The sequence below is a fragment of the Desulfosarcina cetonica JCM 12296 genome (assembly GCF_001311845.1).
Lineage (GTDB): Bacteria > Desulfobacterota > Desulfobacteria > Desulfobacterales > Desulfosarcinaceae > Desulfosarcina > Desulfosarcina cetonica.
In genome coordinates, this window is the sequence record NZ_BBCC01000151.1 from 1 (window position 1) to 16,192 (window position 16,192).

Sequence of the window (16,192 nt, forward strand, 5' to 3'; positions counted from 1 at the left end):
CAACGCAGCCGCGTGGGCAAAGGCCCCTGCCAGGGCGCCTTCTGCAGTCTGCGCATGGCCGCCCACATGTACAACCGCGGAATGCTGCGCCAAAGCCAGGGCCTTGACGAGCTTAAAACGTTTCTGAACGAACGTTGGCGCGGGATTCAGCCGCTTTTGTGGGGTCAGGCGGTGGCCCAGGCCGAACTCCAGGAAGCCCTGCATTGCGGATTGCTGGGGTTGGATGGGGATGAACATGCCTGACAAGCCCCCGGATAAACATCCGCAAGCCTGCCAACTCATGATTGTCGGTGCGGGCATGGCCGGCTGCGCGGCGGCCTGTTTGCCGCCCGGGAGGGGATATCGACGATTCAAGTGGGGCTGACCGGGGAAACCCTTTTCGCCAGCGGCCTGTTCGATCTTTACGGCGCCACCCACGAAACACCGCGCACCCTGGTCGATAAACCCTGGCCGGCCATCCAACGGTTGAAAGCCACCTGCCCTGCCCATCCCTATTCACGTGTGACCATCGCGCGGATCCGTTCGGCCATGGATCAAATGACCGATTTTTGGCGGAGGCCGGCCAACCCTACCGGGGGCATGAGAACCACAACGTTCGACTGATCACGTCGGTGGGCAGCATTAAACGCACTTACCGCGTCCCGGTGACCATGTGGGCCGGCGTGCGGGCTCTGGAAACCAAGGCGCCCTGTCTGGTCATCGATGTGGTCGGACTGCGCGGTTTCAGCGCCACCCAAATCGTGGAAACCCTGAAACCGGCCTGGCCCGCGCTGACCGGTGCCTCCATCGAGCTCTCCGGGGAAAACCGTTTGGGTCCCAAGTACGCCGAACACATCGCCCATGGGCTGGCGGTTGCCGAGGCCCGCCGGGAGCTGGCCGAGGCGATTCGTCCCCATCTGGGAACCTGTGAGGTGGTCGGCTTGCCGGCGATTCTCGGCATCCACGATCCCGAAGCCGTTCTGCGGGACCTGGAGGCGATGCTCGGTCGACCGGTTTTTGAAATCCCCACCATGCCACCGTCCATTGCCGGGGTAAGGCTCAAGGAGGCGTTCGATATCCACCTGCCGCGACTGGGCGTGGATACCCGATTTCAGCACCGCGCCCTGTCGGCGGAGCGATTGGCGGATGGGCGGTTTTCACTGCAGATCGGCAAATTGGAGTCCGAGGGCACCGTTGTTGCCGACCACCTGCTGTTGGCCACCGGGCGGTTTTTGGGGAAGGGCCTCACGGCCGAACGCCAGGGCATCCGGGAGTCCCTGCTCCATCTTCCCGTGGTCCAACCGGAACATCGCGGCGCATGGCACCGCGAAACGTTTTTGGCTCCCGAAGGCCACGCGATCAATCTGGCGGGCCTGGCCGTGGATGACCAATTCCGCCCGCTGGACAGCAATGGTCGTCCTGTTTACGGCAATCTGTATGCCGCCGGATCCATTCTGGCCCACCAGGATTGGATGCGCACCAAAAGCGGTACCGGCCTGGCCGTGGCTACGGCCCTGGGCGCCGTTGATGCCCTCAAGCAAGCCCTTCCCTTCACCACCAGACGAAAGGAGTGACCCATGGCTACCTATATCGGCGCCCTGGATCTGGGCACCACCAGCAACCGATTCATCCTTTTTGATCCGCAGGGCCGGATGGTCGGCGCGGATCAGATGGAGCACGCCCAGATCTTTCCCAAACCCGGCTGGGTCGAACACGATCCAATGGAAATTTGGGAAAATACCTGCAAGGTGATCAAGGGTGCCCTGGGCAAGGTCGGTGTGTCTGGCCGGGAGATCATGGCCATCGGCATCACCAACCAGCGGGAAACGGCGGTGGTCTGGGATCGGCAAACCGGCAAGCCGCTGTACAACGCCATCGTCTGGCAATGCACGCGTACCGACGCGATTTGCCGGGAATTGGCCCGCGACGGCGGACAGGATCGGTTTCGGCAAAAGACCGGACTGCCGATCGCCACCTACTTCGCCGGACCGAAGATCAAATGGATCCTGGAAAAACGTACCGGGGGCGCGCGAAGCGGCGGACCGGGGCCGGGCCCTTTTCGGGACCGTCGAGACCTGGATCATCTGGCAGCTGACCGGCGGCGCGTCCGGCGGTGCCCATGTGACCGATGTGTCCAATGCCTCCCGGACCCTGCTCATGGATCTTGCGACGCTGTCCTGGGATGACGAAATTTTAAAAACCATGGGGATTCCCCGTCAGATGCTGCCCCGCATCGTGCCATCCATCGACAAACAGACCTGGGGCCACACCCTCAAGGAGGGTCCCCTGGGAGCGACGGTGCCGGTCTGCGGCGCGCTGGGCGATCAGCAGGCCGCCCTGGTCGGCCAGACCTGTTTCGATATCGGCGAGGCCAAAAACACTTATGGCACCGGCTGTTTCATGTTGCTCAACACCGGCACGCGACCGGTCCAGTCGACCCACGGCCTGCTCACCACCATCGGCTACCAGATCAGCGGCCAGAAACCGGTATACTGCCTGGAGGCTCGGTGGCCATCGCCGGCGCTGGTGCAGTGGTTGCGGGACAATCTCGGGCTGATCCGTTCGGCGCCCGAGGTGGAATCCCTGGCGCGGAGCGTGGATGACAACGGGGGGGGTTTACATTGTGCCAGCGTTTTCCGGACTCTTCGCGCCGTATTGGCGCTCCGATGCCCGAGGGGTGATCGCCGGCCTCACGCGTTTCGTCAACAAGGGCCACATCGCCCGTGCCGTGCTGGAGGCCAATGCGTATCAGACCTTGGATATCATGACCGCCATGAAAAAAGATTCTGGCGTGGAGCTGAGCCACCTGAAGGTGGATGGCGGCATGGTGGCCAACGAACTGCTCATGCAGTTCCAGGCCGATCTTTTGGACGTGCCCGTGATCCGGCCATTGATCACCGAAACGACGGCCCTGGGTGCCGCGTATGCGGCGGGGTTGGCCATCGGCTTGTGGGACTCCATGGCGTCGCTGAAAAAGTACTGGTCGGTAGATCGGACCTGGCAGCCGCAAATGACCGATGCGGTCCGCCAGGCCGGCATCCGGGGGTGGCGGAAAGCGGTGCAGCGAACCTTTGACTGGGTGGATTGATCGCTGTCAAGGCTTGCGGATCCTTAAGGAGGGAGGCGTACTTTTGCGTACGCCGCAGCGACGGAGGATTCGCGCAGCGCCGGTATCGGGCTTGTTACGAATCCGTCAAGGCTTGCGGCCGACGAAGAGATTGGCTATCCCCAACGTCAGCCGCCGGCAGCCGACCCGATGGAAACCGGCCTCGCGCATGATCGCCAGGAAGCGATCCGCCGTGGGAAACCGGGCCACGGATTCGGGCAGGTAGGAATAGGCGAAGTGATGCCTTGAAAACAGGCGGCCGATGGCTGGCAGGGCCCGCTGAAAATAGGCCAGGTAAGCGTCGCGCAGACGGCCGGGCTTGGGGGTGGCCAATTCCAGGACCAGGAGCATGCCGCCGGATTTGAGGCTTTCATGAAATGCCGCCAGGGCCTTTTTTTGTCCTGGATATTCCGAATGCCAAAGGCAATCGTCACCGCATCAAACGTGGACCGGCCAAATGGCAACGCCAGGGCATCGCCGGCCAAAAGGGCGGCGGTCGGCCAGCGGCGGATCTTTTCACTGGCCAGGCGCAGCATGCCCGGCGAAAAATCCAGTCCCGCCACCTTAACCCGAGCGCCTTTCTGACGATATATCTCCAGAACGACATCCCCGGTACCGCAGGCCACATCCAGGATTCGGCCGTTTGCGGGAAGGTCCAAGGCGGCAATCATTTTTCGCCGCCAGGACACATCCTGGCGAAGGCTCAGCAACCGGTTGAGCAGATCATACCGCGGGGCGATGCTGTCGAACATGTCGCGCACAAAGGGAAGCTCCCGGGTTTCCATTGACATCCTTTCAACTTGCATTAAGTTTGATCATCATTTAAAAGCGGTAGGATTAACATAACATCCCCTCGGTGACAACACGAAGGAGTAACGTTTCAGGACGATCCATGGCAGCCAAACGAGACTACTATACCGTGCTTGGCGTTGAGCGCAACGCCGATGACGCGGGTTTGAAAAAAGCTTATCGCAAGCTGGCGTTGAAATTTCATCCGGACAGAAATCCCGGTGACCACGAAGCCGAAGAGAAGTTCAAGGAGGCCGCCGAAGCCTACGATGTCCTCCGGGATGCCCGAAAACGCCAGATCTATGACCAGTATGGCCACCAGGGGCTTGAGGGATCCGGTTTTTCCGGCTTTGGTGGCTTCGAGGATATCTTCTCCAGCTTCGGCGATATTTTCGAGGATTTTTTTGGTTTTGGCGGCGGGCGCCGCTCAAGGAGCCGGGTGCGGCGGGGTGCGGATCTACGCTATGACATGCAGCTTTCCTTTATGGAAGCGGCCTTTGGCACGGAAAAAGAGATCGATGTGGAGAAGGCGGTAACATGTTCCGACTGTAACGGAACCGGGGCCGCCCCGGGAACCGGTGTCGAAACCTGCCCCCAATGCGGGGGTACGGGACAAATCGGCCGCAGTCAGGGCTTTTTCACCGTCCGTACCACTTGCGGGCATTGCCGCGGCCAGGGCCAAGTCATCGCCAACCCCTGCGCCACCTGCCATGGCCAGGGAAAATTTTGGCCCGAAAGAAGGTTTCCGTCAGGGTCCCTGCCGGCGTGGACAATGGCTCCCGGCTAAGGCTGACCGGCGAGGGCGAAGCCGGTGCCCAAGGGGGACCGATGGGTGATCTTTATGTCTTTATCCATGCCCAGCCCCATGAATTCTTCAAACGGGAAGACACCCATGTGATCTGCCAGATTCCCATCTCCTTCGTCCAGGCCGCCCTGGGCGACACGATCACGATTCCCACGCTTAAAAGCGAGACCCAATTGGAAATTCCCAAGGGAACCCAGCCGGGTGATGTCTTTCGTGTGCGCGGCGAGGGAATCCCTTCCCTGCGCAACGGTCACCGGGGTGACCAGATTGTTCAGGTCAATATCAAGACCCCCACCCACCTCAACAAAAAGCAGGTGGCGTTGCTCAAGGAGTTTGCCGCCCTGGAAGAAAACAAATTCACCAGCAAGTTGAAAAACATCCTTAAGAGCGGCCCCACCCGGGCAGCCAATTGAGTTGCGGTCAATTGGGCTGAGGCCAAATGGGCTGAGGATAGATCTACAGGAGCGCAGCCATCATGTTCGAGTTGAAAATTCTCAACCACTTTTCCGCCGCCCATCAACTGACCATGGTGGCCAAAAAATGCGAAAATCTGCATGGCCACAACTGGCGGGTGGAAGTGTGCGTAAAAGGAGAGCGCCTCAATGAGGCCGGCGTGTTGATCGATTTCGGCGTTATCAAGGGTTATGTCAAGGAGATCATGAAGCGCCTCGATCACCAGTTTCTTAACGAATTGCCCTATTTCGAGAAAGATCCGCCCTCCTCGGAAATCCTGGCGGTTTACATTGCCAACAGCCTGAAGGAGATGATCGACGAACCCGGTATTCGTGTTAGCCGGGTCACGACCTGGGAATCCGATGACGCTTGCGCCACCTATTTCCCGGAGTAATCGCCACACGCCAATTTCTGCGCGATCGCCTGCCACGACACCCGCAAATCGATACCCACAGGGGCTGGTTCGGAGAATTTTTCCCGCCGGCCCCCTTTTTGCTTTATGAACCCGTCACGATTGTGTTTGCAGGGTTTTCCAACAGGCCACCAACTCATCCCGCGTAATGATGGCCGTGGCGTCGGGAACCTGACCGCGGATGTTGTCCATGCCCCCTTCCTGGCGATCCACCAGAACGATGGCTCGAACGACGTCCAAGCCTTCTTCACGGGCCCGCTCGATGGCCTTGATGGTCGAGCCGCCGGTGGTGGCGACATCGTCGATGACCACGACTTTCTCGCCGGCAGGAATGTCGCCTTCGATCCATTTGACGATGCCGTGATCCTTCTGGGTCTTGCGAATCGAAAAGGCGTTGATCGGCTGGCCCTGCAGCTCAGAGGCGAAAGCCGTGGCCATGGCGATGGGATCGGCCCCGAAGGTCAGGCCGCCGACGGCCGCTGCACCGCTGTCACGCATGGCGGAGAACATCAGGTGGCCGGTGAGAAACATGCCGCGGGCACTCAAGGTCGTGGGTTTGCAGTTCACATAGAAACGGCTCATACGGCCGGAAACCAGTTTGAACGTGGGGGTTTCGGTATACTTAAAGGATTTTTGACACAACAGTCGAATCAGTTCATTTTTCATGGAGGCGCCTCCCTGGCCGCCGGATTTCCAAGAAATAATTGATTTCAAGAGGTTTTTCAGATAAAAAAGCCTCCACCGAACTGGAAGAAGCCCGTCATTGGGATTCAGTGGAGGCTTCGCAAGGAAAACTGGGAACAGCACTCCTTGAGCGTAACGGTCTCTTAACAGGTGGCGGGATGCCGGTCAATGCCAAACCCAGAGGAGCTTTCAGCCGCGTGCCACTTGAATCAAAAGAGAAAAATGCGGTGATCCGGATGTTTCATGTCCACAAGCGCTATGGGGCCAAGCAAGCCTTGGTGGATGTGACCCTGGACATTGTCAAGAACGCGTTTCTCTATATCAGTGGCCCCAGTGGCGCGGGAAAATCGACCCTGCTCAAGCTCCTTTACCTGGCCGAACCGGTTTCCGAAGGGCAGATCATCGTCGACGGCATGAATCTTTCGCGCATCTCCCATCGCCGCATTCCCCTTCTGCGACGTAAATTTGGCATTATTTTCCAGGATTATAAGCTGATTCCCACGCGTACGGTTTACGAAAACGTCGCCTTGGTGCTGGAGGCGCGCGGGCAACAGCGCGCCATGGTGGAAAAAAAGGTCAAGAGCATGCTGCGCGTGGTGGGCATGAAGGACCGGTTGAGCGCTTATCCGCCCAGTCTCTCCGGCGGTGAGCAGCAGCGCGTTGCCGTGGCTCGGGCCGTTGTCGGCGACCCGACCATCATCCTGGCCGATGAACCGACGGGCAGTTTGGATGATGACTCGGCAGCCACCATTCTCGACCTGCTCGACCAGTTTTACCATCGCGGCGCAACCGTCGTGGTGGCCACCCACGACCGATCACTGCTGGAACGCGGCAACGGGCGCGTGCTTCAGCTGCGTCAGGGCCGGCTCGACTTGCCGGCGGATATTTGAAAAGGGCAGGATAATGCGTTCGTCTATCCAACGCGCCATTAAAGATATCCTGGAGAATCGCTTTCTCAATGCGATCACGATCATTACCATGGCCCTCTCCGTGTTGATCGTCAGCGCCTTCGGTCTCTTTTTCCTCAATGTGCAGGATCTTTTCGATGCCTGGAAAAAAGGGATTCGCATCATGGTTTACCTGGCGCCGGCAACCACCGAAACCCAACGCCTGGAGATCGGCCATCGGTTGCAAGCCTTTGACGGCATCCAGGATATCCACTTTGTTTCCAAGGCGGATGCCCTGCGGCTGATGAGAAAGCGCATGCCGCGACAGTCTTCGCTGCTTGACAACCTGAAGGAAAACCCGCTTCCCGACGCCTTTGAGGTGACCCTGGTGAGTGACTCCCATTCGCCGGAAAAAATCGAGCTTCTGGCCCAACGCATCGAAGGCCTGCCCTCGGTGGCGGAGGTGGAATATGGGCAGCAGTGGATTGAACGCTTCGCTAATTTTTTTAACCTGTTCAAGCTGGCCGGATACGGCATGGGAACGCTGTTTTTCATGGCCACGGTGTTCATTACGGCCAATACGATCCGGCTGGTGCTCTATTCCCGGCGGGAGGAGATCCAGATCATGCGGCTGGTGGGCGCGACAGACACCTTCATAAAAGTGCCGTACTATCTGGAGGGGCTGATCCAGGGACTCATGGGCAGCCTGATCGGCATTGCGCTGCTGTATGCCGCCTTTTCGGCGGTCGGGTCCCAGTTCCAGCAGAATCTTTCCGCCGAGATGGTTCTGATCCGTTTTCTTCCGCTGTCGTTTTGCGGCGGGATCATCGGTGGTGGAATGGTAATCGGGTTGTTGGGCTCCTTTTTTCGCTCAAACAGTTCATGAAGCGGTGATGCAGCGGACCGGTTTCCCAAAAACGTCCCGACAAGCGGTGCTGCGACGCTGTCTGGTAGCGGTGTTGATCGGCTGCTGGGGTGTCTGGCTTGCCGGCGCCATGCCAGCCGCCGGTGAGGCGCGTCAAGCCACCGTTCTGGTGTCCAGGCTCAACCTGCGCGCCGGCCCCGGCCAACAACACCCCGTGATGGCAATGCTGCCCCGGGGAGCCCGGGTAGAGGTGCTGGCCCAGGCGGGTGAATGGGTCCGCATCCGGTTCGGGGAACAGATCGGGTTTGTCATCAACCGCAAAGGCTATCTACGGTTGGCCGACCCCGCGCGCATCACCGGCAAGGAGGCCTCCCCGAGTGTGTCCGCAAAACGGAAAAAGGATCTGGCGCGGCAGCTGAAGACATCGCGGCAGCAGGTGGCGGCTTTCACCCAAAAAGAGACCGCCATCGTCAATGCGCTGGACGACACGGATCGGTCCCTGGACCAGGTGCGCAAGCGGGTCACCCAGATTGCCGCGGAATTGAAGGTGCTTGACGAACAGATGGGAACCATCGAGGCACACTACCGGGAACTCGAAGCGCGGGCGAAAACCACCGAAACCTATATCGCCGATCGGCTTGTGGCCCTGTACAAACTCAGTTGGCTGGGAAAATTCCATGTTCTCGCCTCGGCGGACTCGGTATTCGATTTTTTTTCACGCAAACGGGCCATGGAGCAAATTTTGCTGTATGATGCATCGGCCATGGACCGGCTGGCCCGGGATAAGGCGCAAATGCAGCAACTGATCGATCAACTGGTGGCCAAAAAAAATGAGAAGCAGTCCCGGTCCGCCGAACTGAGCGCCAAAATGGATGCCTTGAAAGCGCAGCAAACCCGGCGGGAGGCCTTGCTGCAGGAAATCCGAAGCAAGAAATCGCTTCAATTGGCGGCCATCGCTTCACTTGAGGCCGCCACCCGCGAACTGAACCGCAAGATCGCCGAGCTGAAGCGCTCCCCACCGACCGCGTCGCTGCGAACCAAGCCGGCGCCGCTGACAGCCCCGTCGGAAACGGCGCCGGCGACGCCACCCAAGCCGGGGAAACCCTTTGCGGCGCTTAAGGGCTTGCTAATGATGCCGGTCAACGGTAGAGTAGTATCTTTTTTCGGTCCCTATACCGACCGTCGATTTAATGTGACCAATTTCCAAAGCGGGATTAATATCAAAGCGGAAAGAGGCGAGCCCATCCGCGCCGTGCATCGCGGCAAGACGCTTTTTTCATCTTGGTTCAAAGGGTTTGGCAACATGATCATTATCGATCATGGAGACCACTATTATACCGTTTATGCTCACCTGGAAGAGATGTTCAAGTCAAAAGGAGATCCGGTGGAAACCGGAGAAGTAATCGCCACATTGGGTGACAGTGGGTCGCTCCAGGGGGCCGGCCTGCATTTCGAGATCCGGCACCATGGAAAACCGATAAACCCCTTGGGCTGGATAAAGAAAGGCTAAAGGAGAAACAATGACAGCCAAAACTACCCGACACCTCAAACTGTGGGTGACCATCGTACTCGTGTCAGCCATCCTGATACTGGGACATGGTTTCTACCGGGATCTGTCGGCCAGCAATGAGGATACCTACAAGGGCTTGAAGCTCTTTTCCGACGTCATCGAGCTGCTGCAGAAAAATTACGTGGACAAAGTCGACACCCAGAAGATGATCGAAGCGGCCATCCAGGGCATGGTGCACAGCCTTGATCCGCACAGTTCGCTTTTGCCGCCGGAGGCCCTGAAGGAACTTCAGATCGATACCCAGGGTGAATTCACCGGATCGGGATTCACGTCACCATGCGCAACAACCTGGTCACGGTGATCTCCCCCATCGAGGGCACACCGGCCTATCGCGCCGGCGTGAAGGCCGGCGACAAAATCATCAAGGTTGACGGCACGGTCACCGAGGACCTGCGGGATGCGGTCAAGCGCATGCGCGGTCCCAAGGGAACACGGTGGTCTTGACCATCTTACGCCAGGGCGCATCGGAGCCCCTGGAATTCAGCCTGGTCCGGGATGTGATTCCCATCTATAGTGTCAAGGCCGAGCTGCTCAAACCCGGATATGGCTACGTCTGGATCACCAACTTCCGCGAGAATACCACGAGCGACCTGATCCAGGCCTTGGATGCCATGGAATCCAGTGGTACCCCCCTCAAGGGGCTGGTGCTGGACCTACGGGACAATCCCGGCGGGATTCTCAACCAGGCGATTGAAGTTTCCGATCTTTTTCTGAATTCGGGAGAAATTCTCAGCATCAAGGGCCGCGATGGCCAGAACACCAAGGTGTTCAAGGCCCACCCCAATGAGGTCAAACGCAACTATCCCATCGTGGTGCTGATCAACGGCGGCAGTGCCAGCGCTTCGGAGATTGTGGCCGGCGCCCTGCAGGATGACAAGCGTGCCCTCATTTTGGGAACCACCTCCTTTGGCAAGGGTTCGGTGCAGACGGTGGAGACCCTGAGGGACGGCTATGGCCTTAAATTCACCATCGCCCGTTACTATACGCCGTCCGGTCGGTCAATTCAGGCCAAGGGCGTCGAACCGGATGTCGTGGTCAAGCCAAATGTCATCGCCGAGGCGGACGTGCCGACCGAACGGATGATCAAGGAGAAGGACCTCAAAAACCATCTGGACGCCGAGCCGGACGATGGTTCCGAGGCCATGCTTCAGGAACAGGCCCCGGAAAAGAAGGAGGCTCCCGCGCCGGAGGATCCGCCGGCCTTGAAGCGTTTCAAAGCCAAGCACAGCCCGCTGGATCGGAAGACCCTGCTCGGCGACAACCAGGTCCTGCGGGCGCTGGATATCCTGATCAGCTACGATATTTTCAAAGATCTGAAAAATGGCTAAGAAAGGCCCGGTCAAGCCAAAACCAAAACCCCGGGCTCGAAAAAATAGGAAAAAATCCGCTTCCGGCGCGCTGCAACGCCAGTTGATGAAAGTCGTGGCCGGGCTGGCCTTGATTGTCTGTCTCGTGGTTACCGCCGGGCTGTTGGCCCATCGGATGCTGATGCGCCCGGCGGCAGTACCCATGCCGGCCGCCAAATCGACGACGCCCACGCCAAAGCCGGTTCCGGTGAATAAACCGGTTCCGCGGCCCGTCATTAAGCCCAAACCGGCCATGCCGCCGGAGGTGGTTCACCATTCAGTGCCCGACTACGAAGCATTCCACCGCGAAACGGTGCCACCGCCACCGCCCATTAAAAGGGTCAAACCGGTAACCGACGGAATCCCGGTGGCGATCATCATCGATGACATCGGCTATGACCGCAAGATGGCCGATGGCTTCCTTTCGTTGGGCGTGCCGTTGACCTTCTCCGTGCTTCCCCAGGGCAGGTTTAATCAGAGTATCATCGCCAAGGCCCGTGAGAAGGATGTGGAGATCATGCTGCACCTGCCCATGGAACCGGCCAATTATCCGGCCGTCAATCCGGGACCCGGTGCGCTGCTGGCCAGCATGAGCCCCGACGAACTGATCGCCCAGCTGAATGCCGATCTGGCCAGCGTGCCCGGGGCCAGGGGGGTCAACAACCACATGGGTTCGAAGCTGACCGCCTCCTCGGATCGGATGCGCCAGGTTTTCACGATCCTTAAAAAACGGGATCTCTTTTTTGTGGACAGCCGCACCTCCGCCGATACGCTTTGCCGGCCTCGGCGGAGCTGCTGAAGCTGCCCTTCGCTGAACGGGATGTTTTTCTCGATCACGAGCAGACGCCGGAATTTGTGCGCAAGCAGCTCAAGCTGCTGATCAAACGCGCCAGGGAGCAGGGATTCGCCATCGGCATCGCCCATCCGCATCCGGTAACCCTCAAGGTCCTCAAGGAGATGCTGCCGGAATTGAGGGGTGCCGTTCTCTTCACCCACGCCTCCCAGGTGGTGGCCCTTCAGGAAGGCTGAACAGCCGGCGAAGGTTATTCAAGGGAAAGTCGATCGATGACGTTGTTTTCAGGCATCATATACAATATCAAAGGGTTTTGGTTGGGGATAAAGACGCCTCGGCTGTTGATGCTGGGGCTTTTGCGATTTTTTGTCGTGGCGCTCTTAACCTTGGGATTGTCCGGTCTGATCCTGGCCAAACATGCCGACATCCTTGCCCTGTTGTGGCAACGACCGGAAAGCGCCTGGTTCGTCTGGGCCTGGTATTTGGCGTCCTGGCTGCTTTCACTGCTGCTGATGGGGATTGCGGCGGTGATTTCTTATCTCTTGAGTCAGGTCCTTTTCGCCGTCTTGATCATGGACATGATGTCCCGCATCACCGAGCGCCTGGTCACCGGCCAAAAAGCCACGGCACCCCAGGTGCCGGTCATAACCCAATTGGGTTTCCTGCTCCGGCAGGAACTCCCACGCAACATCTTCCCCGTTGTGCTGACCCTGTTGATCATGGTGCTGGGCTGGTTCACCCCATTGGGCCCCGTGCTGACCGTCGTCGGTCCGCTGGTGGCGGTGATTTTCCTGGCCTGGGACAACACCGATCTCGTGCCGGCGCGTAATCTTCAGCCCTTCAAGACACGCTTCAGAAGCCTCGGACACAGCCTGCCATTCCATCTGGGATTTGGCTTGCCCTTTCTGATTCCGGTACTGAATCTCCTGCTGCTCAGTTTTGCGCCGGTGGGTGCGACGCTCTATCATCTCGACCACGATTCCAAGACGGCTTGAAAAGTCCGTCTAAGGCTCCGTCGGCACCCTCCGCGTAAATGACGGCGGGGCGCCGATCAGCGGTTGTTTGCCGCCGTGGCCTTCCGACAAGCGATTGCCACCCATCCGTCCTTTTCCAGGAGTTCGACCACGTTGAAGCCATGGGCCGTGAGCCCCTCGCGGACCACCTCCTTTTTGGCCGTGATGATGCCCGAGCAGATGAATGTGCCGCCCTCTTTCAGCACTCGGGCAACCGCCGGCAGCAGCACTAGGATCACCTCGGCCAGGATATTGGCCGCCACCACGTCGAAGGTTTCCCTAACCTCATCCACCAGGTTGCCGGCCAGGAGCCGGAAATCGGCGATCTTGTTGACGCCCAGGTTCTTTTCGGCCACGGTCACGGCCACGCTGTCGCTGTCCACCCCAAAAACATGGTCGGCGCCGAGTTTGGCGGCGGCGATCATGAGGATGCCCGAGCCGGTGCCCACATCCAGAAAGTGATCCCCGGGTTTGAGGTAGGTTTCGATCAGGTTGATGGAGAGCGCCGTGGTGGCGTGGGTGCCGGTGCCGAAGGCCATGCCCGGATCGATTTCGATGATGATTTCCTCCGGCTGGGCCGCATAGTCCCGCCAGGTGGGCTTGACCACGATGCGCTCGCTGATGCGCTCTGGCCAGAAATACTCCTTCCAGGCCTCGGCCCAATCCGCTTCGTCGATTCGGCTGTAGGTCACCCGACCGCGGATGCGTACGGGTTTGAAGCTGCCCCAGGGCGGTTTCAAGATAGCGGCATTTCTCGCTGGCGTCCCGGGTGTCGGCGAAGTAGCCGGTCACGCCCGGCGCCGTCGGCGGGCGGACCGCGTCGTCGCCCCAGTCCTGATCCAGATCCATCACCGGATCGTCCACGACAACCCCTTTAAGATCCAGGGTGTAGAAGATGTCAGCCACAAGGTCCGTTGCCAGCTCACGGTCCGGGCCGTCGAAAGTCACCTTGGCGGCGATCCATTTCATGGGCGGGTCTCCTTTAGATGTCAGCCGGTCGGGCTGAGAAATGCTCTTTGGGCGGATTGAAATAACCGAAGTTGAGTTCGGGAAAGCGCTTGCGGATCATTCGCAGCAGTGGGCCCACGCCCACCGGCGGCCCCATGGGGGCGGCTTGGCGCATCCTGTCCAGGTAGCGCCGGGGATCGAAATTGAGGTTGCGCCACTGGATCAGCCGGACAGGGTGCTTTTCCAGGAAAACCGCCAAGGCCGCCGCCTCTTCGGGGCTATCGGTGAAACCCGGACAATTGAGGTAGTTGATGGCCACGTGGCGGCCTTTGGCGAGGGCCAGATCGATGCTTTCCAGCACATTGGCGAAACCATATCCTTTCGGCCGGAAGTAGGCGTTGTAACAGGCCTCGCGCACGGCGTTCATGCTCACCCGGATGCTGTCCAGGCCCGCATCCAGCAGGGGGGCCAGCACTTCCGGCAGGCTGGCGTTGGTGTTCATGTTGATGGTGCCCGCATCCGTTGCCGCACGGATGCGGGTGATGGCCGGGCCGATGACCTTTGCCGCCAGGAGTGGATCACCCTCGCAACCTTGGCCGAAACTGACCACGGCCTTTTTGACCCGCCGGATGTGGGCCAAGGCCACCTCGGCGATCTCCTCGGGCGAGGGCGTGAAGGCGATGCGGTTCTGGCTGCTGATCAACTGGGGGTCGTGCTGCAGGGAGATGCATCCCAGGCAGCGGGCATTGCAGGCCCTTGATGTGGGCAGGGGCGCCTCGTAGCGGCCCAGGAAAAAATTCTTGCCCGCCGGACAGCCATAGGTCAGGGCGCAAAGCTCCAGGTGACGGGCCAGGCGGTTATCCGGTAATTGTTCGCGCATCTGTTCGACCCCGGCCACGATCCGGTCCCGGGACATACGGCGCAGATCCTGACGCGGTTCGCGGTCGACGACGATGGCCGCCGAGCGAAAGCCGCCGTCCTGCCAGCCGACCGCCCCGTAGGCGAACAGGGGCAGGGTCCGGGACTCGGGGCATTCTTCGTAAGCACAGACATGGGTCAGCACCACGCCGGGAGAGTTGAAAACCGCCACGGGAAAAATCCGCTCTTGGGGCGCATGGGGGTTGTGGGGCACGGGCCGGGTTTCGCCGCTGGCCAGGTCCAGGAGCAGGGGGATACGATCGGGCAGGAACATCAATTCGCTGCCATAGGGCATGGCGATGGTGTTGGCCGTCGTCAGCGGTGTGCGTTGTGGCCCGTCGGCGCCCACGGCGGCGAATCCTTCGAGATCGAAAATTTCACCGTGCGCGTTGGCCACGACGGCATTCAGGGGCCGGGATGGCGAGGGGCCCGGCCGCCTTTTGGGTTTGGGGTGTCGTTTGGAGCGTTTCATGCGCCTCTTCGTTTTTTGGGTATCCGGTAAAGCGATGCCAGCCGCTGGGGCCTCATGCCGGCCAGGCAGCCGGTGGCAATGAGGGTGTTGACCAACGTGGTCCGAAGCGGCCCCAAACGCTGCCAGCGCCTGGCCGAGGTAATGGCGGCGGCCGGTGCCATGGCAATGCGGCCGCGGCGGGCCATGCGCCGGACCAGATAGAGATCCTCGGCGATGGGGACCTGGGGAAAGCCGCCGACCCGGAAAAAATCACGGCGGCGCAGGAAAAGGCCCTGGTCGCCATAGGGTAGTTTCAATCGTCCGGCGCGCTGGTTGGTCCAGAAAGAAATCCAGCGCATGACCGGCGAGGAAAGATCCGTGGCAAACCGGAAGGCGCCCAGGACGACCCGGCGGTCCATGAGGGTATCGAAAATGTGCGCGACAGGGTCTTGGGGCAGCCGGGTGTCGGCATGCAGGAAAAGCAGCACCTCGCCGCCAGCCGCTGCCGCGCCCCGGTTTTGTTGGCGCGCGCGACCGATAGGGCCATGGACGATGCGCGCACCCAGGCGACGGGCAATGGCCACGGTGGCATCCGTGCTGCCGCCGTCGCAAACGATGGTTTCGGTATCCGCTGCCGCGGCGCTTTCAAGGGTCCGGCCAATCTGCCGCTCCTCGTTGAGGGTGGGGATGATGACAGAGAGATAAGGTTTCGGCGGCTTGATCCGTTCCAGATTCACTGGCGGATCCAGATCCGCCGGGGTGTCCAGGTCGGCGAGCGGTTCGAGCAGAAACGGCTGGATGCCCGCTTGTTCGGCCCATTTGAGAGTCGCGGACAAAACATCGGGCGTGCTCCAGGCGATGCCGTCGAAGAGGTTCAGCGGGCGGGTCAGGCCCACCAGCCAGTATCCGCCGTCGCGGCTGGGGCCCAGCACGAGGTCGTGATGCGCCAAGCCGGCGAAAGCGTTTTTTAAGATCGTGGCCGACATGGCGGGAATGTCCGTGCCCACCAGCACGACCCGCGCGGCTCCCCCCTGGAAGCGTCCTGGATGGCCGTGGCCATGCGCCGGCCCAGGTCGCCGTTGGCCTGGGGCGTGTATTGCAGGTCTTTCCCACCCAGCCAGCGCTGCAGGTGGGCGGCGTCGCCGTCGGCATGACAGAAACGAGCCGCACCCC

The 16,192-nt window shown here is 60.1% G+C and carries 19 protein-coding genes and 6 pseudogenes; 18 read left to right on the top strand and 7 right to left on the bottom strand.

Features of this window, described 5'->3' with window-relative positions; genetic code table 11:
• The 6 genes and pseudogenes from JCM12296_RS40235 to JCM12296_RS49885 form a co-directional block, all read left to right on the top strand.
• Nucleotides 1-243, top strand: a pseudogene (locus JCM12296_RS40235) (anaerobic glycerol-3-phosphate dehydrogenase subunit A); the annotation flags it as partial.
• On the top strand, nt 236-364 hold the full coding sequence (locus JCM12296_RS48125) for a hypothetical protein (protein WP_281492153.1): 129 nt from the start codon (nt 236-238) through the stop codon (nt 362-364). The pseudogene JCM12296_RS40235 and the gene JCM12296_RS48125, both read left to right, overlap by 8 nt.
• On the top strand, nt 355-603 hold the full coding sequence (locus tag JCM12296_RS40240) for a hypothetical protein (protein ID WP_054699067.1): 249 nt from the start codon (nt 355-357) through the stop codon (nt 601-603). The genes JCM12296_RS48125 and JCM12296_RS40240 overlap by 10 nt, the downstream gene beginning before the upstream one ends.
• Nucleotides 549-1,553: a glycerol-3-phosphate dehydrogenase subunit GlpB gene (glpB, locus tag JCM12296_RS25125; RefSeq protein WP_172684092.1), complete on the top strand. Its 1,005-nt coding sequence runs from the start codon at nt 549-551 to the stop codon at nt 1,551-1,553. The genes JCM12296_RS40240 and glpB overlap by 55 nt, the downstream gene beginning before the upstream one ends.
• Nucleotides 1,554-1,556: 3 nt before the next feature.
• Nucleotides 1,557-1,928: pseudogene (locus JCM12296_RS49880) on the top strand (FGGY family carbohydrate kinase); the annotation flags it as partial.
• Nucleotides 1,918-2,265 (top strand): annotated as a pseudogene (locus JCM12296_RS49885) (FGGY family carbohydrate kinase); the annotation flags it as partial. The pseudogenes JCM12296_RS49880 and JCM12296_RS49885, both read left to right, overlap by 11 nt.
• On the opposite strand, the gene JCM12296_RS49890 reads toward JCM12296_RS49885, so the two are convergent.
• Nucleotides 2,173-2,421 carry a hypothetical protein gene (locus JCM12296_RS49890; RefSeq protein WP_340147877.1) on the bottom strand — a complete coding sequence of 83 codons (249 nt, stop codon included), beginning with the start codon at nt 2,419-2,421 and terminating at the stop codon, nt 2,173-2,175. The pseudogene JCM12296_RS49885 and the gene JCM12296_RS49890 overlap by 93 nt on opposite strands.
• A 157-nt stretch (nt 2,422-2,578) precedes the next feature.
• Here JCM12296_RS49890 and JCM12296_RS49895 point away from each other — a divergent pair, with 157 nt between their 5' ends.
• Entirely contained in the window at nt 2,579-3,067 is a 489-nt protein-coding gene (locus JCM12296_RS49895; protein ID WP_340147878.1) for an FGGY-family carbohydrate kinase, read from the top strand.
• A gap of 105 nt (nt 3,068-3,172) precedes the next feature.
• On the opposite strand, the pseudogene ubiE reads toward JCM12296_RS49895, so the two are convergent.
• A pseudogene (gene ubiE, locus JCM12296_RS50820) lies at nt 3,173-3,891 on the bottom strand (bifunctional demethylmenaquinone methyltransferase/2-methoxy-6-polyprenyl-1,4-benzoquinol methylase UbiE).
• Nucleotides 3,892-3,977: 86 nt separating this feature from the next.
• On the opposite strand from ubiE, the gene JCM12296_RS49430 reads away from it, so the two are divergent.
• The 3 genes from JCM12296_RS49430 (at nt 3,978) to queD (ending at nt 5,526) form a co-directional block, all read left to right on the top strand.
• A complete protein-coding gene (locus JCM12296_RS49430) occupies nt 3,978-4,661 on the top strand; it encodes a DnaJ domain-containing protein (protein ID WP_306304119.1) in 684 nt (227 codons plus the stop codon).
• Nucleotides 4,640-5,092, top strand: coding sequence for a DnaJ C-terminal domain-containing protein (locus JCM12296_RS49435; protein ID WP_306304120.1), 453 nt, complete (start codon nt 4,640-4,642; stop codon nt 5,090-5,092). The genes JCM12296_RS49430 and JCM12296_RS49435 overlap by 22 nt, the downstream gene beginning before the upstream one ends.
• Before the next feature lie 62 nt (nt 5,093-5,154).
• A complete protein-coding gene (gene queD, locus JCM12296_RS25145; RefSeq protein ID WP_054699070.1) occupies nt 5,155-5,526 on the top strand; it encodes a 6-carboxytetrahydropterin synthase QueD in 372 nt (123 codons plus the stop codon).
• Between the two features lie 114 nt (nt 5,527-5,640).
• On the opposite strand, the gene pyrE is transcribed toward queD, so the two are convergent.
• Complete coding sequence (gene pyrE, locus JCM12296_RS25150; protein WP_054699073.1) at nt 5,641-6,210, bottom strand: orotate phosphoribosyltransferase; 570 nt, start codon at nt 6,208-6,210, stop codon at nt 5,641-5,643.
• A gap of 215 nt (nt 6,211-6,425) precedes the next feature.
• Here pyrE and ftsE point away from each other — a divergent pair, with 215 nt between their 5' ends.
• The 8 genes and pseudogenes from ftsE to JCM12296_RS25185 all read left to right on the top strand — a co-directional run bounded on the left by ftsE (nt 6,426) and on the right by JCM12296_RS25185 (nt 12,684).
• Nucleotides 6,426-7,118: a cell division ATP-binding protein FtsE gene (ftsE, locus tag JCM12296_RS25155; protein WP_246804842.1), complete on the top strand. Its 693-nt coding sequence runs from the start codon at nt 6,426-6,428 to the stop codon at nt 7,116-7,118.
• A 13-nt stretch (nt 7,119-7,131) separates the two neighbouring features.
• Nucleotides 7,132-8,001 (top strand): permease-like cell division protein FtsX, encoded by an 870-nt coding sequence (gene ftsX / locus JCM12296_RS25160; RefSeq protein ID WP_054699075.1) that lies wholly within the window; start codon nt 7,132-7,134, stop codon nt 7,999-8,001.
• Between the two features lie 7 nt (nt 8,002-8,008).
• Nucleotides 8,009-9,490, top strand: coding sequence for a peptidoglycan DD-metalloendopeptidase family protein (locus JCM12296_RS25165; RefSeq protein WP_054699077.1), 1,482 nt, complete (start codon nt 8,009-8,011; stop codon nt 9,488-9,490).
• A gap of 10 nt (nt 9,491-9,500) precedes the next feature.
• The gene (locus tag JCM12296_RS45620) at nt 9,501-9,851 is read left to right on the top strand and encodes a S41 family peptidase (RefSeq protein ID WP_246804844.1); all 351 of its coding nucleotides are present in this window, start codon (nt 9,501-9,503) and stop codon (nt 9,849-9,851) included.
• Nucleotides 9,827-9,994 (top strand): PDZ domain-containing protein, encoded by a 168-nt coding sequence (locus tag JCM12296_RS45625; protein WP_246804845.1) that lies wholly within the window; start codon nt 9,827-9,829, stop codon nt 9,992-9,994. Before JCM12296_RS45620 ends, JCM12296_RS45625 begins: the two co-directional genes overlap by 25 nt.
• Nucleotides 9,991-10,878 carry a S41 family peptidase gene (locus JCM12296_RS45630; protein WP_246804847.1) on the top strand — a complete coding sequence of 296 codons (888 nt, stop codon included), beginning with the start codon at nt 9,991-9,993 and terminating at the stop codon, nt 10,876-10,878. Before JCM12296_RS45625 ends, JCM12296_RS45630 begins: the two co-directional genes overlap by 4 nt.
• Before the next feature lie 424 nt (nt 10,879-11,302).
• Nucleotides 11,303-11,925 (top strand): annotated as a pseudogene (locus tag JCM12296_RS45635) (divergent polysaccharide deacetylase family protein).
• Nucleotides 11,926-11,961: 36 nt separating this feature from the next.
• Complete coding sequence (locus tag JCM12296_RS25185; RefSeq protein WP_054699082.1) at nt 11,962-12,684, top strand: EI24 domain-containing protein; 723 nt, start codon at nt 11,962-11,964, stop codon at nt 12,682-12,684.
• Nucleotides 12,685-12,740: 56 nt separating this feature from the next.
• Here the strand turns inward: JCM12296_RS25185 and prmA are convergent, their stop codons facing one another.
• The 4 genes and pseudogenes from prmA to JCM12296_RS40245 all read right to left on the bottom strand — a co-directional run.
• On the bottom strand, nt 12,741-13,442 hold the full coding sequence (prmA, locus tag JCM12296_RS25190; RefSeq protein WP_054699085.1) for a 50S ribosomal protein L11 methyltransferase: 702 nt from the start codon (nt 13,440-13,442) through the stop codon (nt 12,741-12,743).
• Nucleotides 13,443-13,684: 242 nt separating this feature from the next.
• A complete protein-coding gene (locus tag JCM12296_RS25195; RefSeq protein ID WP_083456505.1) occupies nt 13,685-15,040 on the bottom strand; it encodes a radical SAM protein in 1,356 nt (451 codons plus the stop codon).
• Nucleotides 15,037-15,951, bottom strand: coding sequence for a TIGR04283 family arsenosugar biosynthesis glycosyltransferase (locus JCM12296_RS25200; RefSeq protein WP_422699178.1), 915 nt, complete (start codon nt 15,949-15,951; stop codon nt 15,037-15,039). Before JCM12296_RS25200 ends, JCM12296_RS25195 begins: the two co-directional genes overlap by 4 nt.
• A pseudogene (locus tag JCM12296_RS40245) lies at nt 15,925-16,148 on the bottom strand (DUF2064 domain-containing protein); the annotation flags it as partial. The pseudogene JCM12296_RS40245 and the gene JCM12296_RS25200, both read right to left, overlap by 27 nt.
• Nucleotides 16,149-16,192: the final 44 nt, after the last annotated feature.

What these genes read in the sequence shown, in the direction of transcription:
- JCM12296_RS25165 (WP_054699077.1), top strand. Translation starts at nt 8,009, where the DNA reads ATGCAGCGGACCGGTTTCCCAAAAACGTCCCGACAAGCGGTGCTGCGA.
- queD (WP_054699070.1), top strand. Translation starts at nt 5,155, where the DNA reads ATGTTCGAGTTGAAAATTCTCAACCACTTTTCCGCCGCCCATCAACTG.
- JCM12296_RS25185 (WP_054699082.1), top strand. Translation starts at nt 11,962, where the DNA reads ATGACGTTGTTTTCAGGCATCATATACAATATCAAAGGGTTTTGGTTG.
- pyrE (WP_054699073.1), bottom strand. Translation starts at nt 6,210, where the DNA reads ATGAAAAATGAACTGATTCGACTGTTGTGTCAAAAATCCTTTAAGTAT.
- JCM12296_RS49895 (WP_340147878.1), top strand. Translation starts at nt 2,579, where the DNA reads ATGACAACGGGGGGGGTTTACATTGTGCCAGCGTTTTCCGGACTCTTC.
- JCM12296_RS49430 (WP_306304119.1), top strand. Translation starts at nt 3,978, where the DNA reads ATGGCAGCCAAACGAGACTACTATACCGTGCTTGGCGTTGAGCGCAAC.
- ftsX (WP_054699075.1), top strand. Translation starts at nt 7,132, where the DNA reads ATGCGTTCGTCTATCCAACGCGCCATTAAAGATATCCTGGAGAATCGC.
- JCM12296_RS48125 (WP_281492153.1), top strand. Translation starts at nt 236, where the DNA reads ATGCCTGACAAGCCCCCGGATAAACATCCGCAAGCCTGCCAACTCATG.
- JCM12296_RS45620 (WP_246804844.1), top strand. Translation starts at nt 9,501, where the DNA reads ATGACAGCCAAAACTACCCGACACCTCAAACTGTGGGTGACCATCGTA.
- JCM12296_RS25195 (WP_083456505.1), bottom strand. Translation starts at nt 15,040, where the DNA reads ATGAAACGCTCCAAACGACACCCCAAACCCAAAAGGCGGCCGGGCCCC.
- JCM12296_RS45625 (WP_246804845.1), top strand. Translation starts at nt 9,827, where the DNA reads ATGCGCAACAACCTGGTCACGGTGATCTCCCCCATCGAGGGCACACCG.